Source organism: Agromyces sp. Root81 (assembly GCF_001429165.1).
In the GTDB taxonomy this organism is placed as follows: Bacteria; Actinomycetota; Actinomycetes; order Actinomycetales; family Microbacteriaceae; genus Agromyces.
Genome location: NZ_LMIR01000002.1, coordinates 604,136 through 629,499 on the forward strand (window position 1 = coordinate 604,136; position 25,364 = coordinate 629,499).

General features: G+C 67.9%; 25 protein-coding genes and 1 tRNA gene. 13 read left to right on the plus strand and 13 right to left on the minus strand.

What is annotated here, in order from left to right:
• Positions 1 to 63: 63 nt before the first annotated feature.
• From ASE14_RS07855 to ASE14_RS07870, 4 genes are all read left to right on the plus strand, one after another.
• Positions 64 to 420 (plus strand): hypothetical protein, encoded by a 357-nt coding sequence (locus ASE14_RS07855; protein ID WP_056653154.1) that lies wholly within the window; start codon positions 64 to 66, stop codon positions 418 to 420.
• A gap of 633 nt (positions 421 to 1,053) precedes the next feature.
• Positions 1,054 to 1,695: a response regulator transcription factor gene (locus ASE14_RS07860; RefSeq protein ID WP_056653157.1), complete on the plus strand. Its 642-nt coding sequence runs from the start codon at positions 1,054 to 1,056 to the stop codon at positions 1,693 to 1,695.
• Between the two features lie 10 nt (positions 1,696 to 1,705).
• Positions 1,706 to 1,909, plus strand: coding sequence for a hypothetical protein (locus tag ASE14_RS07865; protein ID WP_157372867.1), 204 nt, complete (start codon positions 1,706 to 1,708; stop codon positions 1,907 to 1,909).
• A 240-nt stretch (positions 1,910 to 2,149) separates the two neighbouring features.
• Complete coding sequence (locus ASE14_RS07870) at positions 2,150 to 3,046, plus strand: hypothetical protein (protein ID WP_157372868.1); 897 nt, start codon at positions 2,150 to 2,152, stop codon at positions 3,044 to 3,046.
• 71 nt (positions 3,047 to 3,117) lie between these two features.
• Here ASE14_RS07870 and ASE14_RS07875 read toward each other — a convergent pair whose 3' ends face one another.
• Positions 3,118 to 4,014, minus strand: coding sequence for a hypothetical protein (locus tag ASE14_RS07875; RefSeq protein WP_056653167.1), 897 nt, complete (start codon positions 4,012 to 4,014; stop codon positions 3,118 to 3,120).
• A 328-nt stretch (positions 4,015 to 4,342) separates the two neighbouring features.
• Between ASE14_RS07875 and ASE14_RS21400 the strand changes: the two genes are divergently transcribed.
• On the plus strand, positions 4,343 to 4,690 hold the full coding sequence (locus tag ASE14_RS21400) for a HipA N-terminal domain-containing protein (protein WP_162257717.1): 348 nt from the start codon (positions 4,343 to 4,345) through the stop codon (positions 4,688 to 4,690).
• A complete protein-coding gene (locus tag ASE14_RS07885; protein WP_255356076.1) occupies positions 4,597 to 5,379 on the plus strand; it encodes a HipA domain-containing protein in 783 nt (260 codons plus the stop codon). The genes ASE14_RS21400 and ASE14_RS07885 overlap by 94 nt, the downstream gene beginning before the upstream one ends.
• 65 nt (positions 5,380 to 5,444) lie before the next feature.
• On the opposite strand, the gene ASE14_RS07890 is transcribed toward ASE14_RS07885, so the two are convergent.
• Together ASE14_RS07890 and ASE14_RS07895 are read right to left on the minus strand one after the other, a co-directional pair.
• A complete protein-coding gene (locus ASE14_RS07890) occupies positions 5,445 to 5,897 on the minus strand; it encodes a hypothetical protein (protein ID WP_056653178.1) in 453 nt (150 codons plus the stop codon).
• Positions 5,898 to 6,273: 376 nt separating this feature from the next.
• Positions 6,274 to 6,363 (minus strand) — tRNA-Ser (locus ASE14_RS07895).
• A 109-nt stretch (positions 6,364 to 6,472) separates the two neighbouring features.
• On the opposite strand from ASE14_RS07895, the gene ASE14_RS07900 reads away from it, so the two are divergent.
• Positions 6,473 to 7,285, plus strand: a complete 813-nt coding sequence (locus ASE14_RS07900) for an SGNH/GDSL hydrolase family protein (RefSeq protein WP_235511141.1) — start codon at positions 6,473 to 6,475, stop codon at positions 7,283 to 7,285.
• On the opposite strand, the gene ASE14_RS20770 is transcribed toward ASE14_RS07900, so the two are convergent.
• Positions 7,263 to 8,051, minus strand: a complete 789-nt coding sequence (locus ASE14_RS20770) for an NAD(P)-binding domain-containing protein (protein ID WP_255356090.1) — start codon at positions 8,049 to 8,051, stop codon at positions 7,263 to 7,265. The two genes, ASE14_RS07900 and ASE14_RS20770, sit on opposite strands and share 23 nt — an antisense overlap.
• On the opposite strand from ASE14_RS20770, the gene radA reads away from it, so the two are divergent.
• Positions 7,947 to 9,311, plus strand: a complete 1,365-nt coding sequence (gene radA, locus ASE14_RS07910) for a DNA repair protein RadA (protein ID WP_056653184.1) — start codon at positions 7,947 to 7,949, stop codon at positions 9,309 to 9,311. The two genes, ASE14_RS20770 and radA, sit on opposite strands and share 105 nt — an antisense overlap.
• Positions 9,312 to 9,350: 39 nt before the next feature.
• Here the strand turns inward: radA and ASE14_RS20775 are convergent, their stop codons facing one another.
• Both ASE14_RS20775 and ASE14_RS20780 read right to left on the minus strand, forming a co-directional pair.
• Positions 9,351 to 9,776: a heavy metal-responsive transcriptional regulator gene (locus ASE14_RS20775; protein WP_056653187.1), complete on the minus strand. Its 426-nt coding sequence runs from the start codon at positions 9,774 to 9,776 to the stop codon at positions 9,351 to 9,353.
• Complete coding sequence (locus ASE14_RS20780; protein WP_056653191.1) at positions 9,728 to 10,171, minus strand: hypothetical protein; 444 nt, start codon at positions 10,169 to 10,171, stop codon at positions 9,728 to 9,730. The genes ASE14_RS20775 and ASE14_RS20780 overlap by 49 nt, the downstream gene beginning before the upstream one ends.
• A gap of 152 nt (positions 10,172 to 10,323) precedes the next feature.
• On the opposite strand from ASE14_RS20780, the gene ASE14_RS07925 reads away from it, so the two are divergent.
• Positions 10,324 to 10,788: a DUF3237 domain-containing protein gene (locus tag ASE14_RS07925; protein WP_056653198.1), complete on the plus strand. Its 465-nt coding sequence runs from the start codon at positions 10,324 to 10,326 to the stop codon at positions 10,786 to 10,788.
• A gap of 24 nt (positions 10,789 to 10,812) precedes the next feature.
• Here the strand turns inward: ASE14_RS07925 and ASE14_RS07930 are convergent, their stop codons facing one another.
• Positions 10,813 to 11,223 carry a hypothetical protein gene (locus tag ASE14_RS07930; protein ID WP_056653201.1) on the minus strand — a complete coding sequence of 137 codons (411 nt, stop codon included), beginning with the start codon at positions 11,221 to 11,223 and terminating at the stop codon, positions 10,813 to 10,815.
• A 304-nt stretch (positions 11,224 to 11,527) separates the two neighbouring features.
• On the opposite strand from ASE14_RS07930, the gene ASE14_RS07935 reads away from it, so the two are divergent.
• Entirely contained in the window at positions 11,528 to 11,827 is a 300-nt protein-coding gene (locus tag ASE14_RS07935; RefSeq protein ID WP_056653204.1) for a hypothetical protein, read from the plus strand.
• Here ASE14_RS07935 and ASE14_RS07940 read toward each other — a convergent pair.
• From ASE14_RS07940 to ASE14_RS07955, 4 genes are all read right to left on the minus strand, one after another.
• Complete coding sequence (locus ASE14_RS07940) at positions 11,821 to 12,453, minus strand: hypothetical protein (RefSeq protein WP_056653207.1); 633 nt, start codon at positions 12,451 to 12,453, stop codon at positions 11,821 to 11,823. The genes ASE14_RS07935 and ASE14_RS07940 overlap by 7 nt on opposite strands.
• Positions 12,454 to 12,574: 121 nt before the next feature.
• Positions 12,575 to 13,078: an amino-acid N-acetyltransferase gene (locus ASE14_RS07945; RefSeq protein WP_056653208.1), complete on the minus strand. Its 504-nt coding sequence runs from the start codon at positions 13,076 to 13,078 to the stop codon at positions 12,575 to 12,577.
• Between the two features lie 80 nt (positions 13,079 to 13,158).
• Positions 13,159 to 15,687 (minus strand): ATP-dependent Clp protease ATP-binding subunit, encoded by a 2,529-nt coding sequence (locus ASE14_RS07950; RefSeq protein ID WP_056653209.1) that lies wholly within the window; start codon positions 15,685 to 15,687, stop codon positions 13,159 to 13,161.
• 200 nt (positions 15,688 to 15,887) lie between these two features.
• Positions 15,888 to 21,056, minus strand: a complete 5,169-nt coding sequence (locus ASE14_RS07955; protein WP_157372871.1) for a DUF5979 domain-containing protein — start codon at positions 21,054 to 21,056, stop codon at positions 15,888 to 15,890.
• Between the two features lie 408 nt (positions 21,057 to 21,464).
• On the opposite strand from ASE14_RS07955, the gene ASE14_RS07960 reads away from it, so the two are divergent.
• On the plus strand, positions 21,465 to 22,085 hold the full coding sequence (locus tag ASE14_RS07960) for a DUF2975 domain-containing protein (RefSeq protein WP_056653211.1): 621 nt from the start codon (positions 21,465 to 21,467) through the stop codon (positions 22,083 to 22,085).
• A complete protein-coding gene (locus ASE14_RS07965) occupies positions 22,085 to 22,333 on the plus strand; it encodes a helix-turn-helix transcriptional regulator (RefSeq protein WP_056653212.1) in 249 nt (82 codons plus the stop codon). The genes ASE14_RS07960 and ASE14_RS07965 overlap by 1 nt, the downstream gene beginning before the upstream one ends.
• Here the strand turns inward: ASE14_RS07965 and ASE14_RS07970 are convergent.
• Positions 22,326 to 22,808, minus strand: coding sequence for a hypothetical protein (locus ASE14_RS07970; protein ID WP_056653213.1), 483 nt, complete (start codon positions 22,806 to 22,808; stop codon positions 22,326 to 22,328). The genes ASE14_RS07965 and ASE14_RS07970 overlap by 8 nt on opposite strands.
• Positions 22,809 to 22,867: 59 nt before the next feature.
• Here ASE14_RS07970 and ASE14_RS07975 point away from each other — a divergent pair, with 59 nt between their 5' ends.
• On the plus strand, positions 22,868 to 23,896 hold the full coding sequence (locus ASE14_RS07975) for a pirin family protein (RefSeq protein WP_056653216.1): 1,029 nt from the start codon (positions 22,868 to 22,870) through the stop codon (positions 23,894 to 23,896).
• Here the strand turns inward: ASE14_RS07975 and cls are convergent, their stop codons facing one another.
• Positions 23,897 to 25,363 (minus strand): cardiolipin synthase, encoded by a 1,467-nt coding sequence (gene cls / locus ASE14_RS07980; protein WP_056653219.1) that lies wholly within the window; start codon positions 25,361 to 25,363, stop codon positions 23,897 to 23,899.
• Position 25,364 lies beyond the last annotated feature (1 nt).

The following is a 25,364-nucleotide window of genomic DNA, read 5'->3' on the forward strand; positions in this document are numbered from 1 at the left end:
GAGTAGCGCCCAGCGGCGGCGTTCCACCGGTCATGCGTATGATCGCCGGATAGGGAGAACGTGATGTCGAAGATCATCTGGACCGTCGTCGGGATCGCCAGCCTTGCGGCCGTGGCGGTGCTCCTGGTGCTGTTCCCTGAATCGGCCGGTCCGTGGATCGCCGCGGCGCTCTGGGGATCGATCGGCGTCGGCATGGTGATCAGGATCTTCACGAAGCGGTCTGGGCCGCCGGCGCAGGAGCCCGGTCGCGGCGCGCTCGAGGCGTACGAGGCGAACTACCTCGGAAGGCGCCCGCATCGAGCCGAGTGGCCGGTCGACGAGGAGCCGACGACGTCGATCATCGAGGACGGCGGCCAGGGCGACATCCATGGCAACCGCATCGTCGTGAACCCGGGTGAACAGACAGGACCGACCTCCTGACGCAGTGCGCGACAAAGGCTCCTCTCGGCCGACTGGCGGGCCTTACTTGACGCACCGGGTAGAACTCATTGGTGCTGAGGATGAGCGTCAAGATGAGCATCGGGAGCATGGCAATGCCATACGGGCCGAGTACCACCCAAACCAGCAAATCCATCTCCGGGTAGCTCGTAATGACCAGGATCAACCCGACGATGATCGCGATCACCCACAGGGTGCTCATCCAGCGGCACATGGAACGCGCAGCTCGAGAACGCCGCTGACGTTTCAGAGACCGCCAGATGACTACGAGAAGAGCCGGTGCGACAAGCACCGTCACGAAGGGAAGCGCACGGAGATGTAACGACTTGGTGCCTTCCGGAAACAGACCTTGTAGAAGCGTCTTCGCCGATGCGCGCTTCGTGCAACCGTGCAACCGTGCAACCGTGCAACCGTGCAACCGTGCAACCGTGCAACCGTGCAACCGTGCAACCGTGACCGGACATACCTTCACTGGAGCCGTTTTCACGGCTCGTTCCAACCTGAGGGGAAGGGCACCATCATGCAACCGGGCATTCCGATTCTGTTCCCGTCCCCGGGTGCCCACCTCACGCTGATCTCGCGAGACGAGTCAGCTGGCCAATCGAGAACACGACGATGAGTAGTGACAGAGCGATCCGAGTCGTCGTCGCCGACGACCACGACATCTTCCGCGCCGGCATGCGCGCGCTGCTGGCCGCAGAGACCGGCGTCGAGGTCGAGGGCGAAGCATCCGACGGCGCCGGCGCCCTCGCTGCGACACTCGCCGCGCGCCCCGATGTGCTGATGCTCGACGTGGAGATGCCCGGCGTTCCCGTGCTCTCGACAATCACCCGTGTGCTCGCGGAATCGCCAGGCACCCGCGTCGTCGTCGTCACCATGCACCGCGATCGAGTGCTCACGGACTCCCTGCTCACCGCCGGGGCGAGCACTTTCATCTCGAAGTTCGCCACCTCGGCTGAGCTGATCGCCGCCGTGCGCATGGTCGCGCCGAGTGCCGAGCAGCGCTCAGCGCCACAGCTCGCGAAGTCGGTGCTCTCGCCTCGAGAGCGCGAGGTGATGGCGTTGATCAGCAACGGCCTGTCCAACGAGGCAATCAGCCGGAAGCTCTCGATCTCCATCAGCACCGTGAAGCGCCACAACACCCACATCTACGCCAAGCTCGGCGCGACCTCGCGCACAGATGCCGTACGGCGGGCCTGGACCCTCGGCGAGTTCGCAGAGGCTGGGTCCTCGACGAATTTTGCTCGAGTGGCCTAGCGTGGTCGTCGTGAGTGACACCGAGCAGAAGCGCGAATCGTCGTCCGTCTGGTACTTCGTCGGAGCGACGTTCCTCTTCACGGCCGCAGTCTTCGTCATGACCATGACGGACGGTCTGATGATCGTCGCCGGCGTGATCCTCGCGCTCGGGGCAGTGGGGGCGATCGCTGGCGCGGTCGCTCTGCGGCGGGAGTTGCAGAACAAGCAGCACTGAGGTCGTGTGCGACAGACGCTGCTCAGTTCGCCCCGCGGACCCGCTCAACTCGTCTGGCCTGCATGCTCGAACGGCGATCCCGCCTCATCCGCGGCGTTGCCCTCGGCGCTGGATTGATCGGCGCGTGCGCACGGCCACTGCGGCCGCCGCCATCCTGCAGGTCTTCACGACGGCCGGATGGCCCGGCGAGGTCGTCGTGGTCGCAACGACGTGAGGCCGGACGGTCGATACGGTGGAGAGGTGACCACATTGGAGGCAGTCGACGGTTTCGAGCGCAGTGTTCTCGCGGCGAATGCGCCGCTCGCGGGGCTGTTCGAGTCGTCGGCCGTGGCAGGTGCGGCGCGGATGCGTGAGCTTGCTGCACGAACCACGTTTCCGTCGTGGCCCGGCGCGACGTCTGCGTCGAAGTTGCGTGCGGCGGCGCACGAGGCGGAGACCTTCGCGATCCTCGATGAGTACGCTGCGGCGGCGCAGGAACTGCTCCGCCCGGCGGATGTCGAGCGCTGGCAGGCGCTCGTCGTCGACGCACAGCGCCGCGCTGGTCGGGGCGTGCTGACGGACGAGCTGGGGTGCAGCACCGTCGGCGCGTCTCTCCTGCGCGATCGATTGGGTTGGCGACCGTTTCGGTCGCCTCAGCGCAGCCGCATCAGGTGCGAGTGCGGCTACGCGGCCGACGGAGTACTCCCGAAGGTGCTGTGCGACGAATGCGAGGAGTTGCTGCTGCGGCGATGGGTGGCAGAGGAACGGCGTCTGCTTCGAGGAATGCCCGCGTACGCCGAGGAGGTCGCCCTGGTGATCGAGCGAACCGCGGAGAAGCAGGCGAAGGTCTTTCAGACGCCGGGCGACGATCTTTACTCTGAGGCGTTCGGTCAGCGCAAGGCCGGAGGCCGGCGGCTCGCGAAGCTCGGGCGAACGCACCGGGTGGAACTCGAGAGGCTGGACCTTCGCCGATGGTCGAGCTTCATCGCCCCGTTCACGAGCGCGGCCCGCCCGAGCGTCAAGACCACGGTGGCGAAGGTCGGAAGGCGCGGTCTGGGAGCCGCTGCGATCACCGAGCTCGTACTGTGCGCAGACGAGGTCAGCAACAGACTGTCCGCACGGATCCTCGCCGAGCGCACGGGAGCGAGGCGGAAGTAGTCAGGCGGCCCGACCTGGATCCGAGGAGCATCCGCGTAGATCGACGGATCAGTCGCACCTGCGCCGCTCTGTCAGCTCGAAGCGACCCGATCCTGGATCGTCTGCACCGTCTCGAGAATCCACGTCCAGGTGTCCGGATCGCTCGTGCTCAGCGGCCGGTTGGAGAAGAGGAACACGCGACCGTCGACGATCTCGAGGTCGATTGCGCGCGCGGCGAGCTGGGACAACAGCGACTCATCGAACAGTCGGCGCGCAACGTCGATGTCGCGTGGCCACGCCCACAGCTCGAATCGGCCGCCATCCGGCGTGGAGAGGCGAGTCGGTGTCCTGATATCGAACAGCGCCGTGATGCGGTCGTCGAACGCGCCCTTGTTCTTCTTCCCGGCGAGCAACAGCGCTGGGGCGGGAGAGTCGAGCTGAGCTGTTGCATACCCCCACTGCCAGACAGAGCGGATGCCTCGGTAGCCAGACGTCACGTAACTGTAGTTCGCAACCTCGAGCCCTTCGCCCGGCCACCGGATCAGATTGTGCGCGACTCGGTCCTGGCCGCGCGAGAAAATCTGTCCCGGATGCTTCGGCTCAGGCTCCTCGGGGACGTAGTCGAGTTCGTTGTCTGCAGCGAACCGCTCGAGCCGATATCGCAGTTCCGGCGCCTCACGATTGTGACGAGACGCTGCGAGAAGCACCCGGATGCAGATCGCGACGGTGGCGATCGAAATGACCGCGGCGGCGATCGCCCAGATGTATCCCTGATCGAGCGACATGATGCCGAAGAGCACCGACGTCGGAACTCCGACCAGCAACACGATCACAACCGCGCAGCCGATGTCGAACCGGGAGACACCTGCGCGGATGCCGCTTTCGCTTTCGAGCCGTCGCGCATGAGTGGTCACGGTCGACAGGACGACCGACTCGGTCAGGGAATGGACGTCGAGTGCATCTGCGCCCGCAGGGCTGTTCGAACTCACGATAGTCACACCTTTCCGGTGGCCATCGGCCCAGCCGCGACGAGGTCCTTCGCGTCCATCATTTCAGTTGCCGACAGCAGGAGGGGTCGTGCCCGCGGCACGGATCGGGCGCCCGACTTCGCCTCAGCTACTCGGCATGCGCATCACGACCCCACGGAAGTGCAGAAAACCCCTGGATAGCCAGGGGTTTTCTATGGCGGTACCGGCGGGAGTTGAACCCGTCTCCGCGCCGCAACAGATCCTTGGATCTTGACCGCGGGGCGAACCTTGATCGGCGAACGGATTGTAGGCATGGGCAACGAACAGACGAAGCTCGTCGATGAGGTCGATGTACCTCGACGAGGGCATTGGCGCCCCCATCACGGTCGGGTCCCTCCGCGCGTCCTTCAGGGGCGGACGCAGGCTCGGCGGCAGCTCCTTCGAGTACTCTCCCGAGTACCTCGCGAGCCCAGCACGCTACGCGATCTCACCAGACCTGCCACTTGTGTCGGGGCGGATGTACTCCAACGAACACACGCCGCTGTTCGGCGCGTTCGCCGACGCAACGCCGGATGTGTGGGGCACTGAACATCATCCGATGCTGTGTACGCCCGTCAACGACGCGCTGAGCAGCCGCTCTCAATCGGTGAGTTTGCCGATGGCCACCAGACCCGGGTCGGCTACATGTCGGCGATGACGGCCATGGAACTCGGCCCGCAGAACTCCGCGACCTACGAGAACTTCGCCGACACCATCGACCAGGTCACCGAGCGTGCAGCAAGCGAGGACCTCAAGGAGATGTTCGGCCGGGTGGCGCTCACTGTGCTTGTGGGCAACGTCGACGACCACTGGAAGAACCACGGCTTCACGCGCGAGCTCACGGGGCGCCCGGCCGGGACCACAACCTGGCGGCTGAGCCCGCTCTTCGACGTGAACCCGACGCGCTCCGGAAGCGTGGTGCGCTCGCGCCGCATCAACGAGCGCGACGACGCGTCGAACCGCGACCTGCGGCAGCTCATCGCGGGCCGAGTGATTCATCGCCTCGGTCGAGACGACGCGCTCGGCAGCAGCCGAGCGCGTCGCTGCGCGCCGGCGGAAGTACCCGGAGCTGTTCGCCGGAGACGACGATTCGCCGGCCGCCGGCGCGCAGACAGAGCAGACAGCGCCAGAGCTCGAGCGATGAGCGACTGCCCCGCCTGCGGGAACTGGATCTGCAATGAGTGCAGCGCCGAGCGCCGCTACGCCAGCCGGTTCTCGCGGGAGGCGCAGAGCTGCTCGAAGTGCGGCAGCCACGCAGGGCACATGGCACCGGCCCCGCACCGCGGTGTTCGTGCAGACGACCACAGCAGCTCGTACCGGCTGCTCGTTGCCGGCGCTACTCCCTGAGCTTCGGCTCAGACATCCCACCGGCACCTGGCCGCAGCGAGTCCTAACCAGCGCGCAAGCGCGGGTCAGCGATCGACGATGGTGAACAGCCGGTCCGAGGGGTCGACAAGCACCTCGACGGTCTCGCCGACCTTCATGCGGCCCCATCCTCTGCGGGCGCGAGTCTCGAATGGCTCGAGGCCGTCGACGTAGATCCGCAGGATCACCGCGTAGCCGTCCTCCAGCGGCTCCACGGAGAGCACCCTCGCAGTTCCTGGGACACCCTTGGCGCGGAGCTGTCGCGTGTCGCGGGACGATGAGTGCATCCCGGCCATCAGGAGCAGAGCGACCAGAACGCAGACGATCGAACCGAGCACCCAGGCACCAGCCTCTTCCGGGTTCCCGGTTACAAGGTGGACCACGAAGATCGCCGGTACGACGAGTTCTGCGGCGATGAACACCCACAGGAAGACGAGCACGCCGGGACCGAGCTCGTCGGAGGCCTGGTTCCCCCGCAGGATCGGATTCGTCCGTGTCATGTCCGCATGATAGCCGGTCGCATCCGGCCCCAACCGCCTGCACCCGGCGTCATCTCGCGCATCCGCGCGCTCCGCGCCCCTTCTTCCGACTCAGCTTCATCTCACTTCAAGGGGGTGGTTCTTTACCCGTGATAATCGCACCTATCCCTACAAAGCGGCGTCAGCCCCATCTTCCGGGTTTGAGTGTTGTCGGTTGTCGAGCCTACTTCGACCATGAGCACTCTCCAGCAATCGCAACACCCACCGAGGCGGTGACGACCCAAAGTAGCGCGCCTCGCCGGGACGCGAAGAATCCGCCCGACGAGAATTTGCACCACGAATGCACCACAACCTCGCCGGGAAAGCAGAAAACCCCTGGATATCCAGGGGTTTTCTATGGCGGTACCGGTGGGATTTGAACCCACGGTGGGCTTTCACCCACACAACTTTTCGAGAGTTGCACCTTCGGCCGCTCGGACACGGTACCGAGGACAATCGTAGACGACGAGACCGCAACCACCAAAACGAGCGGATGCCTCAGCCGACGTTCAGCCGGCATGCAGCTCACGCGAAGCGTTCGGGCATACGTTCTGCTCGTGACCGTCTCCCCCATCGCCCGTACCGACGCCCCGCGCCAGAGCCTCACCGCCGGCGCCCGGCTCGCCGCGTCGACCGTGCTCGGCAGCTTCGGCGTGCGTCCGTTCCGCGCGCGAGTGATCGAGAACCGGTCGACCCTGAACGAGACCCTGCCCATCCACTCGAAGTGGTGGCGCGACCACGCGAAGGCCGATGGCGAGCTGCTCTACGTCGCGATCGGCGACAGCGCTGCCCAGGGCATCGGCGCCTCCCGCCCCGACCGCAGCTACGTCGGCATGATCGCGGACGAGCTGCGCGAGTCGACGGGGCGGAGCGTCCGCGTCGTGAACCTCAGCGTCTCGGGCGCGACGACCGCGCTCGCGGTGCGCGACCAGCTGCCGCGCTTCCGCGGCCTCCGGCCCGACGTCGTCACGGTCTCGATCGGCGCGAACGACATCGCCGACTGGGATCCGGTGCGGTTCGACCGCAACATCCGCTCGATCTTCGCCGAACTGCCGCTGCACGCCGTCGTCGCCGACCTGCCGTGCTTCCACTTCCCGCACAACGAGCGAAAGGTCGCCGAGGCGAATCGGATGCTGCGCGCCGCCGCCCGCGAGCACGGACTCGTCGTCGTAGGGCTGCACGAGGCCACTCGGCGCCAGGGTCTCCGCGGCATCCTGACGCAGTTCGCGCGCGACATGTTCCACCCGAACGATCACGGCTACGCGGTGTGGGCCGACGCCTTCCGGCCGGCGCTCGAGGGCGTGCTGAGGTCGCGGCGCCGCGAGTCGATGACCTCGCTCTCCCGCATCATCGACCGGCGAGCCGCCTGACGACGACGTCGGCGTCCTCGCCGACGCCGAGCAGCAGCGGCGACTTGCGCGTTCGCATCCATGGCACGCCGACGACGGACAGGCCGGGAACGCGAGTGCTCGCCCCGTCCTCCTGCAGCGGGAAGCCCATGTCGTCGACGATCCCCTGCATCGCGATCCAGCTGTAGTCGGGGCGGAATCCCACGGCGTTGACGACCACCCCGAGATCGCCGAGGAGCGGCGGTGTGGCGGCGGCGAGTTCGGCGAAGATCGAGCGGATGTTGCGGTCGAACCGGGCCGCGTCCCAGTCGACGATGTCGCGCCCGTCGACGCGACGCGGCATCGCCGGCGCAGTGCCCGCGGCGAGCACGACCTCACGGCCGGCGTGCGCGAGCTCATGGGCGATCTGGCAGCCGGACTGGCCGCCGCCGATGACGAGTACGGTGCCGCCGGGCAGCGAGTCCGGCGCGCGGTACTCCGCGGCTCCGACGACGGGCACTTCGCGCGCGATCTCCTCGATGAACCCCGGACGATGCTCGCGCTGGTAGGAGCCGGTGCACACCACGACGCGATGGGCCCGGATGCCGCACAGGCTACGCCCGGGGCGACCCGGCGGCGAGCGCTTCGACCAGGGTCGCCGCGTCGAGCGCCCGCTGTCGGCGGCCGCGGCTAAGGTCGGGGCATGGCCCGCTCCACCTCCACGTTCCGCTGTTCCGAGTGCGGCTGGAGCACCCTCAAGTGGGCCGGTCGATGCGGCGAGTGCCAGCAGTGGGGAACCGTCGTCGATGTGGCCGAAGCCACCGGCATCGTTCGGGCCGTGCAGGCCGTGCAGCTCGGCGAGGCGCGCACGGCGCGATCGATCGTCGACGTGCAGACCGAAGACGCGGCCCACCGGCCGAGCGGCATCGGCGAGTTCGACCGGGTGCTCGGCGGCGGCATCGTCGCGGGCGCTGCGATCCTGCTCTCGGGCGAGCCTGGCGTGGGCAAGTCCACGCTCCTCCTCGAGGTAGCAGCGCGCGTCGCCGCGGGCGGCCGACGGGTGCTCTACGTCACGGCCGAAGAATCGGTCGCCCAGGTGCGACTTCGCGCGGGACGCACTGGCGCATTGCAGAGCGAGCTCTTCCTGGCCGCTGAGACCGACCTCGCGACGATCCTCGGGCAAGTCGATGCCATCCGCCCGGCCCTGCTCATCGTCGACTCGGTGCAGACCGTCTCCTCCTCGCTCTCCGACGGGCTGCCCGGGCAGCCGAGCCAGGTGCGCGAGGTCGCGTCGACACTCATCCGCGTGGCGAAGGAGCGGCAGCTGCCCGTGCTGCTGGTCGGCCACGTCACGAAAGACGGCTCGATCGCCGGCCCCCGCCTGCTCGAGCACCTCGTCGACGTCGTCTGCCAGTTCGAGGGCGACCGGCAGACCGCCCTGCGCTTCGTGCGGGCGCTCAAGAACCGGTTCGGGCCGACCGACGAGGTCGGTTGCTTCGAGATGACGGGCGAGGGCATCGCCGAGGTGCCCGACCCGTCGGGCCTGTTCCTCTCGAGCGGCCGCAGCGCCGTGAGCGGCACGTGCGTCACCGTGGCCCTCGAGGGCCGTCGGGCGCTCCCGGTCGAGGTGCAGGCCCTCGTGGTCTCCACGAAGGCCCCGCAGCCGCGCCGCGTCGTCAACGGGGTCGATCCCTCGCGCGTCGCCATGATCATCGCGGTGCTCGAGCGTCGGGCGGGGCTGAAGTCGCTCGGCGAGCACGACGTCTACGTCTCAACCGTCGGCGGTGTGCGGCTCGCCGAACCCGGCGCCGACCTCGCCATCGCCGTCGCGATCGCCTCCGCCATGCGCGACCGCGCAGTCCCCCACGAGCTCGCGGCGTTCGGCGAGATCAGCCTCGCCGGCGAGGTGCGCCCCGTCACCGCGGCCAAGCAGCGCAGTGCAGAGGCCAAGCGCCTCGGCTACACGACGATCCTCGACGTCGAGGCGGGCAGCGTGCACGCGGCCGTGCAGCGCGCCATGATGGCTGCCACCGGCCCGCGCGAGCGCGAGCTCGACGCCGCCTTCTAGGGCGCCCGCCCGCCGGCACCTCAGCGCACGGGCGGCCGCTCAGACGATGGCGTCGATCACCGGGCACGTCGGATGCACCGGCCCGGTCTCGACGAGCAGGGCGAGCGCCGCCCGCACACCTCGCAGGTCGGCGATCCGCTGGTCGAGTTCGGCGAGCTTGTCGGAGACCTGTTCGGCGACGTCGTCGAGCACGATGCGGCCGGGCTCGTCGGAGAGCGCCAGCACCTCGCGGACCTCGCGCAGGGTGAACCCGAGCTCCTGGGCGCGACGGATGAACCGCACCCGCCGCACCGAGTCGGGCGAGTACTGGCGATACCCGCCGTCCGAGCGCCCGTCGGGCTCGAGCAGCCCCTGTCGTTCGTAGAACCGCAGGGTGCTCACGGCGACGCCCGACGCGCGAGCGAGCGGACCGGTCGTCAGCGGCGACGCAGGCGGAGCAGTCCGCTGAGCTGCAGGATCAGCCATGTCACCTCCCCGATCAGGAACACGACGATCGTCGCGCTCTGCCCATTCAACAGCGCCCAGATCATCCAGAGCGAGAACACCGCACGCCCGGCCGTGTCGATCGCGATGAATCGCGCCTCGGGCCGCAGGATGCGGGCGATCGCCCACATGGTCACCGCGGTGCCGAACATGCTCGTGAACATGAGCGCGGTGGGGTCGAGTTCGGGGAGCTGGGCACCCGGCAGATTCAGCGCATCGTGGAGCGATCGGGTCAGGGCGAGCAGGAGCGGCGCGGTGAAGGGCGTGGCGAACCCGACGGTCACGATGAGGTCGTAGACGGCGCCGGCACGCCCCCATCGGACGCGCTGGTAGGAGTCATCGGAAGAGGGGCTGAGCAGGGCGGAGGTTGCGGTCATGCCGCCAGTGTCGACCGTGAACCACGGTGCAGGGTCAAGCGGTCGAGCGGTCGAGCCCGCTGTTGCCGATACCGTTGAACGCTGCATGCGACGCGAAGGAGCAGGATGAACGACCACACCGAGAGCACGGGCGGCCCCCGTGGAGCGACCCGATGAGCACGCTGCTCGAACCGAGCCTCGCCTTCGTCTTCGAGCTGCGGGTCGAGGTCGACGGCGAGCGCCACATCGGCCGCGGGGCATCCGAAGCACTGGGCTTCACGCCGATCACGGGCGGGACCGTCAGCGGGCCTCGACTGAACGGCCGCGTGCTGCCCGGCGGCGGCGACTGGTGGGTCGCGCGCGGCGACGTCACGCAGCTCGACGCGCGCTACCTCGTCGAGGCCGATGACGGCGCGGTGATCGATGTCGTGAACCGCGGCTACTACGTCGCCGCCGACGAGCTCGAGCGGCGGCTGGCGGCCGGTGAACCGGTCACCGAGGAGGAGCTCTACTACCGGACCGCGCCGGTCTTCCAGACGGATGCCCCGGCCCACCGATGGCTCGCCGAGCGGCAGTTCATCGGCATGGCGAGGCCGGAGCCCGGGTTCGTCTGCATCCGGATCTTCGAACTGCGCTGAACGGGAGTCGAACTCCGCGTCGGGCTACGCCTCGAGCGCCTTGAGCAGCTCGGCCGGCGAGGCCTGCATCGGATGCGGCCCCGCGATGTCGAGGAACACCGTCGTGATGGTCGACTCGTGCCGCTTCAGGAAGGTGCGCAGCCACGCGGGGCTCTGCAGCCCCACCGCGGGCGGCAGGTTCTCGGGCTTGTTCGCGGCGTCGCTGAAGAGCAGCAGCGCGACGTCACCCGTCTTCGGGTCGCGGTAGGTCCACACCTCGCCACCGTCGAGCGGCTTGTCGCGCGGGCCCGGCTTCACGAGCGGCACCACGGTGTTGCCATGACGCAGCGCCAGGGCGACCGCCGCGATGTCCTGCCGTTCGAGCGCCTCTGCGAGCGCCTGGGAACGGAACTCCACGGGCTCCGCCGCCTGCTTCCGTCGTGCCTTTCCTGCCATTCCTCAAGGGTACCGAGCGGATGCCGCGGGGCCCGCCACGTCCGCCCACGGCGCACTCCGCGGCATCCGAATGCCGGCTTCCGGGCTTCACCGAAATCGGATGTGGACTTCCCGGGAAAGCGTCCTAGGATGTCTGTGCCGGACCGTGAGGGTCCGAGGTGTCGACGAAGACGACGGCGTTCTCGTAGACCCCACGGCGCCGGCGCATTCACCCGAATCCTGCCCTGCGATCATGTCGCCGGGCGCTCAGAGCATCGAAGCAACACCGCGCGGGCCGGCGCGCTCCTCTCCGAAGGAGCCCCCAATGGCAAGCAGCCTCCCGAAACCGATCCGGTTCGACGGCGACACCTGGTTGTGCGTGCGCAACGACCCGGCCCTGCCGAAGGCCGTCATCCGCCGCTACCGCGACGTGAAGCGCGGCGATGTGTACCTCGTCGTCAAGTGGGCGCTCGACCCCGCAGAGCAGCAGCTCATGTCATCGGCGCCGTCACTCGAGGCGGCCAACGAACTCGTGCGCTTCGACCCGCCGGCGGGCTCGACTCCGGCGTTCGCCGGCTACCCGCACAGCACGCAGGGCGAGGGCCCGAAGAGCACGGGTCAGTAGAGCAGGAACTGCCGCTGCTCGGCGGATTCGAAGCCGTCGACCGTCACCGCGAGGTGGTACGAGGCGCCGCCGGCGGGCACTGTCTCACGGGCGCCGCTGCAGGTCTCGGGGGTGGAGCGAGTACGGTCCCAGATGATCGGCACGCTCGAGCTCACCGGGGTGCCCGGCGTCAGCGAGACCTCCGCGTCGATGGCGTCGACCTGGCAGTCGGTGGAGGTCCAGTACGTCTCCGTGCCGCTCGTGATCGTGAAGACCTGCGCGGCCGTGCCGGCGTTCAGCACGCACACGTTCTTGCCGACGTTGGTGATCGTGACCGACAGCTGAGGCTGCTCCCCTGGCTCGTACGAGGACTTGTCGGTGATCGCCTCGACCACGACCTTCTCGGGCGCGCACGGGTCGCCGTCGGCCGCGGTCGGCTCCGTCGGGATGGAGGTCGTCTCGGGGGCCGACGTCGGCTCGGTGCTCGGTGAGGCTCCAGCGCCGCCCTCGCCGCCCTGGCTCGAACCCGGTCGCACGATGATCAGGACGATCGCGATGATCACCGCGAGGAGTCCGATCAGCACGACGATGCGCCGACGGCGGTACACCTGCGGTGACTGCCGCCCGGCCGGTGTGTTCGTCGACATGCACACAGGGTACGACCGGGCCGCCCCCACCAGCGGTATGCGCGCGGCGTGCCGGATCTCGTCTCAGAGAAGCTTCAGCATGCGCGTGTTGCCGAGCGTGGGATCTGGGCAGCGTCGACCCTCAGAGCAGCTTCAGCATGCGCGTGTTGCCGAGCGTGTTCTGCTTCACCCGCGCGAGGTCGAGGAACTCGGCGACACCCTCGTCGTGCGAACGCACGAGCTCGGCGTACACGGCGGGGTCGACGGTCTCGTCGCCCATGTCGACGAAGCCGTTCCGGCCGAAGAAGCCGGTCTCGAACGTCAGGCAGAAGAGCCGCTGCAGGCCGAGCTCCCTGGCCTCCTCCTCGAGCGTGGCGAGCAGGGCGTGGCCGACGCCGTGACCGAGCCAGGCATCGTCCACGGCGAGCGTGCGCACCTCGCCGAGGTCCTCCCACATGACGTGCAGCGCACCGGCGCCGACCAGGCGGCCGTCGACGGTCTCCGCCACGCGGAACTCCTGCACCGAGCCGTAGAGGTCGACACGCTCCTTGCCGAGCAGGATGCGTCGTTGCACGAGTGGTTCCACGAGCTCGATGATCTTCGGCACATCGCTCGTGCGCGCCCGGCGCACGTGGAACTCGGTCATGCAGACATCGTATTGCCGCGCGACGGCGGGAACGACGAAGGGGCGGATGCCGCAGCATCCGCCCCTCGTGTCGTTCTCGGCTACTCGCCCGACGCCGCCGCGAGGTCGGGGGTCGCCGGACCGGTGCCGATCGCGGCGGCGGCATTCACGCTGACCGAGACGGGCAGCTCACGCTGCGTGGTCGTGAACACGAACTCGCCGTCCTTGAAGTCGACGTGCACGTGATCGCCGGAGTTGAGCTCGCCGTGCAGGATCTTCTCGCTGAGCCGGTCCTCCACCTCGTGCTGCACCGCGCGGCGCAGCGGGCGGGCGCCGAGGGCCGGGTCGAACCCGACCTCGATGAGCCGCTCCTTGGCCGACTGCGTGAGCTCGATCGTCATGTCGCGGTCGAGCATGCGCTCGCTGAGCCGCTTGATGAACAGGTCGACGATCTGCAGCAGCTCGGGCTTGGAGAGCTGCGGGAAGACGATGATCTCGTCGACGCGGTTCAGGAACTCGGGCTTGAAGTGCTTCTTCAGCTCCTCCTTCACCTTGCCGCTCATGAGGTCGTAGCCGGTGCGCGAGTCGCCCTCGAGCTGGAAGCCGACGGGGCCGCCCGAGATGTCCTTCGTGCCGAGGTTGGTCGTCATGATGATGACCGTGTTCTTGAAGTCGACGACACGGCCCTGGCCATCGGTCAACCGGCCCTCCTCCAGGATCTGGAGGAGCGAGTTGAAGATGTCGGGGTGCGCCTTCTCGATCTCGTCGAAGAGCACGACCGAGAATGGCTTGCGGCGCACCTTCTCGGTGAGCTGGCCGCCCTCCTCGAAGCCGACGAAGCCGGGAGGGGCGCCGAAGAGGCGCGAGACCGTGTGCTTCTCGCCGTACTCCGACATGTCGAGCGAGATCATCGCCGCCTCGTCGTCGAAGAGGAACTCGGCGAGCGCCTTGGCGAGCTCGGTCTTGCCGACGCCCGTGGGGCCGGCGAAGATGAACGAGCCCGAGGGGCGCTTCGGGTCCTTGAGGCCGGCGCGGGTGCGGCGGATGGTCTTGGCGAGGGCCGAGATGGCCTCCTCCTGACCGATGACGCGCTCGTGCAGCGCCTTCTCCATGAAGACGAGTCGCGAGGACTCCTCTTCGGTGAGCTTGAAGACGGGGATGCCGGTGGCCTGTGCGAGCACCTCGGCGATCAGGCCCTCGTCGACGACCGCTGTGGTCTTGACATCGCCCGACTTCCACTGCTTCTCGAGGCGCAGACGCTCGCCGAGGAGGTTCTTCTCCTCGTCGCGCAGCGACGCGGCCTTCTCGAAGTCCTGCTCCTCGATCGCGGTCTCCTTGGCGGCGCGCACGACGGCGATCTTCTCGTCGAACTCGCGCAGCTCGGGCGGGCTCGAGAGGATCGAGAGGCGCAGGCGTGCGCCGGCCTCGTCGATCAGGTCGATCGCCTTGTCGGGGAGGAACCGGTCGGAGATGTAGCGGTCGGCGAGGTTCGCCGCTGCGACGATCGCGCCGTCGGTGATCGAGACCTTGTGGTGGGCCTCGTAGCGGTCGCGCAGCCCCTTGAGGATGTTGATCGCGTGGGGCAGCGAGGGCTCGGCGACCTGGATCGGCTGGAAGCGGCGCTCGAGCGCTGCATCCTTCTCGAAGTGCTTGCGGTACTCGTCGAGCGTGGTCGCACCGATGGTCTGCAGCTCGCCGCGGGCGAGGAGCGGCTTCAGGATCGAGGCCGCGTCGATCGCACCCTCCGCTGCGCCGGCACCGACGAGCGTGTGGATCTCGTCGATGAAGACGATGATGTCGCCGCGTGTGCGGATCTCCTTCGTGACCTTCTTCAGGCGCTCCTCGAAGTCACCGCGGTAGCGGGAGCCGGCGATGAGCGAGCCGAGGTCGAGCGAGTAGAGCTGCTTGTCTTTGAGCGTCTCGGGCACCTCGCCCTTGACGATGGCCTGCGCGAGCCCCTCGACGACGGCGGTCTTGCCGACGCCGGGCTCGCCGATGAGCACGGGGTTGTTCTTCGAGCGACGCGAGAGGATCTGCATGACCCGCTCGATCTCCTTCTCGCGCCCGATCACGGGGTCGAGCTTCGACTCGCGAGCGGCCTGCGTGAGGTTGCGGCCGAACTGGTCGAGGATCTGCGAGCCGCCCTGCGGGGTCGTCTGCTCGTTGGCACCGACCTGCACCTGCTCCTTGCCCTGGTAGCCCGAGAGCAGCTGGATGACCTGCTGGCGCACGCGGTTGAGGTCGGCGCCCAGCTTGACCAGCACCTGGGCGGCGACACCCTCGCCCTCGCGGATGAGCCCGAGGAGGATGTGCTCGGTGCCGATGTAGTTGTGGCCGAGCTGCAGCGCCTCGCGGAGCGAGAGCTCGAGCACCTTCTTGGCGCGCGGCGTGAACGGGATGTGCCCCGTCGGCTGCTGCTGGCCCTGGCCGATGATGTCCTGCACCTGCTCGCGCACGGCGTCGAGCGAGATACCGAGCGACTCGAGCGCCTTGGCGGCGACGCCCTCACCCTCGTGGATGAGCCCGAGCAGGATGTGCTCGGTGCCGATGTAGTTGTGGTTGAGCATCTTGGCCTCTTCTTGGGCCAGGACGACGACACGACGGGCTCGGTCGGTGAATCTCTCGAACATCTCTACTCCTCACGACCCCGCTGGGTAGGGGCGCCGTTAAGAAGAGCGTAAACAAGGCGGATGCCCCGTGGGGCCCTGTTCGCCGTGGGCGCAGCGTCGCAACGGCGGGAACACCTCGCCGCAGCCCGCCGAGATCGGCAGCGGCGCACGGAGAAGGCCGTCGGTCCGAACTCGACCGACGGCCTTCTCTCTGTGGTGCGTTACGCGCCGAGTTGTCGGCGACGGCGCATCAGCATCAGCACCCCGCCCGCTCCGGCCAGCAGCAGACCGGCCCAGATCGCGCCGAGCTCGATACCGGTGACCGGCATCGGCGGTGCCGGCGGCACCTTGACCGGGGCGCACGCCTCGGCGTCGTCGGTGCCGCTCCAGCTGGTCAGCTCCGCGGTGTTCAGCAGGCCGGTACCGGTGTCACCCGATCCGAGCGTGCAGTCGGCCTGCGCCGAGGTGATCGACGACCCGACCCGCACCGTGACCGTGACGAGGTACTCGTGCATGCCGAGCGCCGGGATCGCGACATCGGTCGCGACGACCAGGTCGTCGAGCCCGTTCCAGCCTTCGTTCACCGTGATTCCGTCGAGCGAGACGATGTCGGAGGTGAGCACGGTGATGTTGCCGCCGTACTTCAGCTCGTCGGAGAGGTCGTAGAGCTCCTCGATGTGCGAACTGCTCGTCGCCGTCAGGAGGTACTCGATCGACCAGGTGCCGTCGCCGTGGTCGACGACGCTGTCATCCTTCACCACCTTGTCGAGCACGACGGGGCCGCGCTTGGCGTTGGTGAACGTGCAGGTGACGACCATTCCGGGCTCGAGCGCGACGACCGTCCGCAGTTCGGCCAGATCGACCTCGCCGCAGTCGATGTCGGTCAGCGCCCATCCTTCGAGTGCCGCTTCCTCGACGGTGTACTCGCCGGCCGGCAGCCAGCCCGAGTCCCAGGGCCCGGCTTCGTCGTCAGTGGCGTCGTTGAGCGTGAACTCCACGCCCGCCTCGCCACCGCCGAAGAGGAAGTCGAAGTCCTGATCGAACTCGTCGGGCACGGTCTCCTTGTCGACCAGCACCTTGACACGCTGCGTGTTCGTGTAGGTGCACTCGACGATCTCACCCGGATCGAGGTCGATCGTCGCGACGAGGTGGGCTTCATCGGCCACCGTTCCCCCATCGGGGTCGGCACACACGAGGTTCGTGGTGTCGTAGCCCTCGATCGGCAGCTCGGTGACGGTGTACTCGCCCCCGGCGATCTGCGTGAAGGTCGCGGTACCCCGGTGGATGCCCTCTTCGTCCGTCTCGGTCTCGATCGCGAACTCCGACGGCTCGGGCAGCCAGGTGCCCGTGTAGTCGAACGTCGCGTTGTCGAGGCCCTCGACGACCTTGTGGATGATGATCGTGCCCTTCTTCTCGTTCGTGATCTCGCACGAGATCGAGTCGCCCGGCTGGATCGTGAAGTCGCTCGTGTCGAGCGTCTCCTCGCTATCGTCGGCGTGGGTCACGGTGCAGGTCAGCCCGCCGGCGATCCAGTCTCCACCGGGGTCGACCTCGCTGAGCGAGAAGCGCGAACCCGGAAGCAGGTTCTCGAACGTGGCGACGCCGGTCCCCTGCTCGGTGTCGACGGACGCGATCATCGCATCGCCGACCGGCTCGCCGTCCTCGTCGAGCGGCTGCAGCGCGAACTCGAAGGTGCCGTCGCCGCCGACCGCCGACTTCGTCACGTCGATGTCGACCGGCACGGCGCGGTTCGTGACCGTGCACGTGATCGAGATGCCGACACCGGCGACGAACTCGAAGCCCGGGTCGTCTCCGTTGAGGTCCTCGAGGGCGGATTCATCGACCCAGCAGGCGATGTCGCTCTGGACCCAGCCGCCCACGACCTCTTCCGTGATCGTGTAGTGCGCACCGGGAACCAGGTCGCTCCAGCTCACCGAGTCGTCACCGGGGCCGGTGCCTTCCGCGGTCTGGGTGGCGTCCTGCTCGGCGGGCACCGGGTCGATCGTGAAGTCGAAGGCCCAGTCGAAGTCGTCAGAGACCCCGCTCGTCGTCTTCGTCACCGTGACGTCACCCGGCTCCGCCGTGTTCGTCACCATGCACTCGACCACGAGGCCCGGAGTGACCTCGAACTGGAACCCCGGGTCATCCGACAGGTCTTCGAGTTCGCCGGCGTTGCAGACGATCTCGCCGATGGTCCAGCCGTCGGGCACATCCTGCTCGATCAGCGTGTAGGTCGAACCGACCTCCAGGTCGGACCACGTGACGGTGGCGCTGCCCGGCAGTGCCGAGCTGTCGACCGTCTGCACGTCGGGATCGCCGTCGGGCTCCTCGATCAGCGCGAAGTCGAACTCCCACTCGAAGCCGTCAGCGACGCCCTCGACCGACTTCGTGAGCGACACCTCGCCGGGCTCGGCCCGGTTCGTGACCTCGCAGTCGATCGAGACACCGACTTCGGCCACGAACTCGAAGCCCGGGTCGTCGCCGTTGAGGTCGACGAGCGCCTGGTCATCGGCCGAGCAGCTGATCGCGCCCTGCGCCCAGCCTCCGACGACTTCCTCGGTCACGGTGTAGTGCGTTCCCGGAACGAGCTGGTTCCAGCTCACGGTGTCGGACTCTTCGCCGGTGCCGGATGCCGTCTGAGTGGCGTCCTGCGCGGCGGGCACGGGGTCGATCGTGAAGTCGAACTCCCACTCGAAGCCGTCTGCGACGTTGCTGACCGTCTTGGTCACGTCGACGTCGGCAGGCGAAGCCGTGTTCTCCACGGTGCAGTCGAGCACGAGTCCGGGCGTGACCTCGAACTGGAAGCCCGGGTCATCCGACGCGTCTTCGAGTTCGCCGTTATTGCAGACGATCTCTCCGATGTCCCACCCATCGGGCACATCCTGCTCGATCAGCGTGTAGGTCGAACCGACCTCGAGTTCGGACCAGGTGGCCGTGGCACTGTCCGGCAGCGCCGAGTTGTCGACCGTCTGCACGTCGGGATCGCCGTCGGGCTCCTCGATCAGCGCGAAGTCGAAGCTCCACTGGTACGAGGGATCGACGCCGGTCACGGACTTCGTCAGCGACACCTCGCCCGTGTGTGCGATGTTCTGGAACACGCACGTCACGACCTGGCCGGGGGCGAGCTCGATGGTCGTCGTCGCTCCATCCCGGTCACCGCAGCTGATGCTGGTGAGACTCCAGTGATCCACAAGCGTCTCGGTCACCGTGTAGGTGCCGGCGACGATGTACCCCGATGTCCACGGGTTCGCCTCGTCGTCGGTGGCGTCGTTCAGAGTGAACGGAGTCTGGAACTGTCCGTTGCTGAAGACGAATTCGAAGTCCTGGTCGTACTCGTCCGGCACGGTCTCCTTGTCGACGAGCAGCTTCGCCCGTTGCGTGTTCGTGAACGTGCACTCGACGGTCTCACCTGGATCGAGCTGGATCGTGGCTTCGAGGTCGTCGACCGTCGTCGGCTCGCCGTTGTCGTCGCTGTCGGAGCAGACGAGCATCGTCGTGTCGTACCCCTCGAGGTCGTCCTCGGTGAGGGTGTACTCGCCAGGCGTGACGTTCTCGAACGGATCGTGCGATCCGGTCCCGTTCTCGGTCGTGATCTCGAACTCGTCATCGGGCGTCAGCCAGCTGCCATGGTAGGTGAAGGTCGCGTCGTCCTCGCCGACCACCGACTTGTGCACGATGATCCGGCCGTCCTGCCGGTTCGTGAACGTGCACTCGGTGGTCTGGCCGGCGACGGTCGTCACGGTAACGGACGTGTCGACTTCCTCACCGGCGGTCGAGCAGGTGATGTCGACGAGGTCCCAGTCGGCGGCGAGCGTCTCCGAGATCTCGACCTCGGTGCCCGGCGCGTATTGGAACGTCGCGCTCGCCCCGTCGGTGAGGGTGTAGTCGTCCTGGCCGGTGGTCTCGAAGGGGAACTCCACAATGGAGCCGTCGGGCAGCGTCTGCTTCGTCACGGTGACGAAGGAGGTCGCGTTCGTGTAGGTGCAGTTCACCGTCTCGCCCGCGACCGTCGCGATCGTGGTCGTGCCCAGTGCGAGGTCTTCAGCCGTCGGCTCGACCTCCTGGCCGTCGACGGTGCAGACGATGTCGGCGAGGGTCCACTGCGCATTGGGGGTCTCGGCGATCGTGACCTCGGTCCCGGGAGCGAACTGGATCGGGGGCGAGGTCTCACCGTCGCTCAGCGCGTCGATCGGGGTGCCGTTGACCGTGAAGGCGAAGTCGCCCTCGGCTCCGGCCGGGTTCGTGATCTTCGACACGTCGAGGTACGAGGTGGCATTGGTGATCACGCACGACGTCGTCGTCGCCGTCTCGACCGGGAAGGTGTCGGTCGGGTCGTCGAGTACGATCGGGTCGCCGTCGCCGACGGTGCAGACGATCGAGTACTGCGACCACGGGGCGCCGTCGGGGATCGACTCGGTGAGGGTGAAGTCGTCACCCGGGTCGACATCGGTGTAGCTGTCGGTCTCGTCAATGAGGAGATCGCCGGTCGCCGGGAAATTCGCGCTGTCGACCGCGTAGCCGAAGAGCGTCGGGTCGTCAGTGGCGAGGTCGTTCAGCGACTCCTTCGTCACCTCGAGTGCGCCACACGTCGACGGCGGCGTCACGGTGAGGGGGGCGACATACCCCTTGAGGTTGCCGGCGCCGCTGCCTCCGGTGATCGAACGCATGTAGACCGTGGCGAGGTCGGTGACGGGCGGGCAGCCCGGGGCGACGTCGGCGAGTTCGGTGAGATCGAGGCCCACCTCGAAGAAGCTGCCCTCCTCGCCGTCGATCTCGATGGTGCCGACCGCGCTCGCGAACCCGGTCGTGTCGGTCGTGCAGTCACCCGGATCCGAGTTCACGTCGTCGGGGTAGTCGGCCTGATTGTCGTAGGGGCAGAGCTGGCCCAGCTCCGGGTCGTCGCCGCCGTTCATGTTGATGTAGGCGACGATGCCGCCTTCTTCGTGGAGCGGCCGCGGTGTGTTGTTCGGCCCCAGATTGGCGCCGGCGAACGAGAGGTCGATCGCATACTTGCCCGTGCCGCTCTCACCGGTGCGCTCCCACGCCACGTAGAGGTAGTAGTGCCCGTCGGCGCCGACCTGCGCGTACGAGTACACCCTCGCGAAGTCGCCCTTGTCGGGGGTGCTCCCCGCCGAGGTCCAGGTCGTCGGGCTGTCGACGTCCTTGGACGAGGCGCTGTACGTGCCGCCCTGAGTGGTCGTCGTCTCGTCGACGTTGTCCCAGTCGAGCACGCCAGGTGGACAGTCGACGGGCTTGTCGCCGTCGATCTCGAAGCCACCGAGGTCGCAGTCGGGTGCGGCTGCGGCCGGTGATGCGAGGACGATCGGGCTGAGTAGCGCGGTCAACAATGCGGATATCGCGACGACAACGCCGCCCTTGCGTGAGAACACGGCTCGGTTTCCTTACGTGTCGGGTCCGCCGCCCTCGGGATGGGCAGTGGCACGTAGCACGCACGTTAGTCCTGAGCTTTCATCACGGACATGGCCCAAAACGGGGGACAACCGAACTCCCCCTCGACAGCCCGCCCAGCAGCCGGCACCTCGAACACCCTGATCCGACAGGAGATACCCGGAAGTACGCGGATGCACGCGGAACCGTGCCGCTCGAATCGCCGAGAGGCGGCCTCGCAATTGCAACCCAGAGCGACCTGCCGTTACCGAATCGTGATGTTCGCGCTGTCCCCCATCCACGCGACGACCGCATCGCCGAGCCGGGCGCCCGCGCGCCGAGCGCTAACATATCGATATTCGATGTATCGTTCTTCGATACGACAGTTCGTTCGAACCCGGAGGATCGCAATGACCACCACCACCAACACGTACCGACCCAGCAGGACCGACATCGTCGGCATGTGGGCCTTCCTCGGCGCCGGGGTGGTGATCGCCGGCGGGGCCGTCGCCGCCGCGGTCCTCCGCATCATCGAGGTGCTGCCCAATCAGGATGTACAGGTGGCCGCCCGGTTCTCCGACACCGTCGCCGAGGCGCCGATCGGCCCCGACGGCGCAGCGCTGCCGGTGATCCTGGATCGTGCGATGATCACCGCCGAGTCGCTCCCCGCTGCGTCACTCGTCGCCCTCGTGATCGAGCAGGTCGTCGCGGCGCTCACGATCGTCGTGGTCGTCACCTGCCTCGTGCTCCTGAGCCGTTCGGTCATGCGAGGCCAGGTGTTCAGCCGACGCAACACGCGCCTCGTGACGACCGCCGGTTTCACCGGCCTCATCGGTTTCGCGGCAGCGCCCTTCTTCGGCAACATGGCCGCCAACGGTGCCTTCGCCACGCTCAGCGACGGCACCTTCGACAACGTCGTGATGTCGGTCGAACTGACACCGCTCATCCTCATCGCATTCGTCGCCGCCATGGCCGGCGTCGTGTTCGCGATCGGCGACCGCCTGCAGCGCGACACCGAGGGGCTCGTCTGATGGCGCCGGCGGAGCCCGACGAGGCATCCGATGTGCACTGCAGGCTCGACGAGCTGCTCACGGCTCGCGGCATGACGCTCGCACGCCTCGCCGAACTCGTCGGCGTCACCGTGGTCAACCTCAGCGTGCTGAAGAACGACCGCGCCCGCGCCATCCGCTTCTCGACCCTGCAGGCGATCTGCGAGGTGCTCGAGTGCGAGATCGGAGAGCTGCTCGTGCTCCGGCGCTCCCGGCCGGAGGCTACTTGACGGGAACCTCGACCTCGGCGCCGAAGACCTCGACGATGAGCGGCTCGGTCGTCGTGACGGTCGTCGGCGTCCAGAAGAGCGTGGTGTGCGGCACGAAGTCCATCGTGCAGATCTCGTCTTCGGACCGCTGGACGAGATCGATCGCGACGCGGTTGCCCTCGCCGGCCTCCTCCAGCACGCGGATCTGCTCGCCCACGACCGGGCACGTCGAGCTGCCGGAGATGGTGAGCGCGAGCTGGCCGCCGTCGGCCCACCACACGACCACGGGGCCATTCTCGGAGGACTGCGTCTCTTCTTCGTCACCGGCCGGATCGGTACCCGAATCGACGTCGACCACGTCGGCGTCGGCCTCGGTCGGTACCCCTGGGAAGTCCTCGGCGGGGGTCGACGGCGGGTTGCATCCCGACAGCAGGAACACCGACGAGACCGCAAGGGCGAGGAGACCAGCACGACGGAGCCGCATCGAGGGAGCCATACCGTCATGCTAATGGTCGCCCCTGCTCCATGGGCGGGTGCCGGCGTAGAATTTCGCGCATGAGCAACCTCGAGCGCGATCCGGTCGAACTGCTCTGCGCCGCCGAGGAGCCGGCCGGCCCCCTGGTGCAGGTCCTGTCGGCCCGCGACGTGCCGCTCGGCGGCCCCCGCGCGATGAACGTCCGACGCACCCTCCCCCAACGCGGACGCACGACGATCGGCGCCTGGTGCTTCGCCGACCACTACGGTCCCGACGAGGTGCAGCTCACGGCCGGCATGGTCGTGCCCCCGCACCCGCACACCGGGCTCCAGACCGTCAGCTGGCTCTTCGAAGGCGAGATCGAGCACCGCGACTCCGCCGGCAGCCACGCCATGGTGCGGCCCGGCTCCGTCAACCTCATGACGGCGGGGCGCGGCATCTCGCACTCCGAGGTCTCGACGCCCGAGACCACCCGACTCCACGGCGTGCAGCTCTGGGTGGCGCTGCCCGACGCATCCCGGCATGTCGGCCCGTTCTTCGAGCACGCCGACACGCTTCCCGTCGGCATCGGCGACGCGACCGTGCGGGTGTTCGTCGGTTCCCTCGCGGGCGGCGTCGCGCCCGACGCATCCGTCACCGTCTTCTCGCCCCTGCTCGGCGCCCAGATCGACCTGCCGCCCTTCGGCACCGTCGACCTCGAGCTCGACCCGACGTTCGAGCACGGCGTGCTCGTCGATGCCGGACCGGTCGAGATCAGTGCGACGGATGCCCCGCCCGGCGGCGTCTCGAACGGCGGCGTGTCGGCAACGGCCACGTGGAGCGAGCTCGCCTACCTCGAGACCGGGCGCCGCAGCATCCGCCTCTCGGCCGAGGCGCAGGCCGTGCGGGTGATCCTGCTCGGCGGCGTGCCGTTCGGCGAGGAGATCGTGATGTGGTGGAACTTCATCGGCCGCGACCACGATGAGATCGTCGAGTTCCGCCGGCAGTGGCAGGCCGACGTCATCGGCCGTGACAACCCCGACGGGCGCTTCGGCACCGTCGACGGGTACGACGGCGCGGCGCTGCCCGCGCCCGAGCTGCCGACCGTGCGCCTGAAGCCCCGCAAGTAGCTACTGCAGCGCCGACGAGAGGCGCGCGAGGTTGTCGAGCACGGTCGAGCCCAGCGGCTGCTTCATCCACTCGTCGAGCGTCAGCTCGCGGCTGTCACGACGGTAGCCGTCTTCGACGGCGCGCATCTCGCGCACGAACGAGGCCCCGCGCACGAGGAGCGAGATCTCCATGTTCAGCTCGAACGAGCGGATGTCCATGTTGCTCGACCCGATCACCGCGACGTCGTCGTCGATCGTGAAGTGCTTCGAGTGCAGGATGTAGGGCGCCTTGAACATGAAGATCTTCACGCCGGCGCGCAGCAGTGCCTCGTAGTACGAACGCTGCGCGTGATAGACGAGCGCCTGGTCGCCGATCTCCGAGACGAAGAGCTCGACGTGGACGCCCCGTTGGGTGGCACCGCTGATCGCCCGCAGCATCGCCTCGTCGGGCACGAAGTACGGGCTCGTGAGGATGATGCGCTCCTCGGCCGCGTAGAGCAGCGCGAGGAAGAGCTTCAGGTTGTTCTCGTTCGGGAACCCGGGCCCGCTCGGCACGACCTGGCAGTCGAGGTCCTGCGCCTCGCCGGGCTGGTCGAGGGAGTCGGAGAGGTCGCGCACCGGTTCCTCGCCGGTCTCGAGGTACCAGTCGGTCGCGAAGATCGCGTCGAGTCCGGCCACGATCGGCCCCTCGACGCGAGCCACGAGCTCTTTCCACTTGAGACCGCGACGGATGTTGCCCGGCTTGTTGTAGCTGCGATCGATGATGTTCTGCGACCCCATGAACCCGACCTCGCCGTCGACGACGAGGATCTTGCGATGGTTGCGCAGGTCGGGCCGCTGGTACTTGCCCTTGAGCGGCTGCACCGGAAGCATGAGCTGCCACCGCACGCCCATCGCGGTGAGTCGCTTGAGGGTCTTGCGGTAGCCCTTCACCCGGAGCGATGCGACGTGGTCGAGCATGAGGCGAACGTCGACCCCGCGTGCGACCGCCTCACCGAGGGCGTCGAAGAACGGCGCTGTCGTGGCGTCGAGGGCGAGGATGTAGAACTCGACGTGCACGTAGCGCTTGGCACCGCGCACCGCGGCCGTCATCGCGTCGAGCGAGCCCTGGTAGTCGCCGATGAGGCTCGCACTGTTGGAACCGATGAGCGGCATCGACCCGAGGTTGCGGTTCAGCCGGACGACCCCCTCGAACCATGCGGGCCAGTGGCCGGGGTCGCTGACCCGTTCGACACCGTGCGTCGACTCGCGGATGTACCGGTCGACCTCGGCCTGCTTCGCGCGCCGGTGCTTCGGCAGCTTCGGATTGCCGATGAGCAGGAAGAAGAACACCCCGATGAACGGGAGGAAGAAGATCGCGAGCAGCCAGGCCATGCCCGCGGTCGGGCGGCGGTTGCGCGGCACGACGATGATCGCGGTGACACGGATGACCATGTCGATGACGACGACGATGCCGGCGAAGAGGAGCGCCGTCTGCTCCGAGGTCATG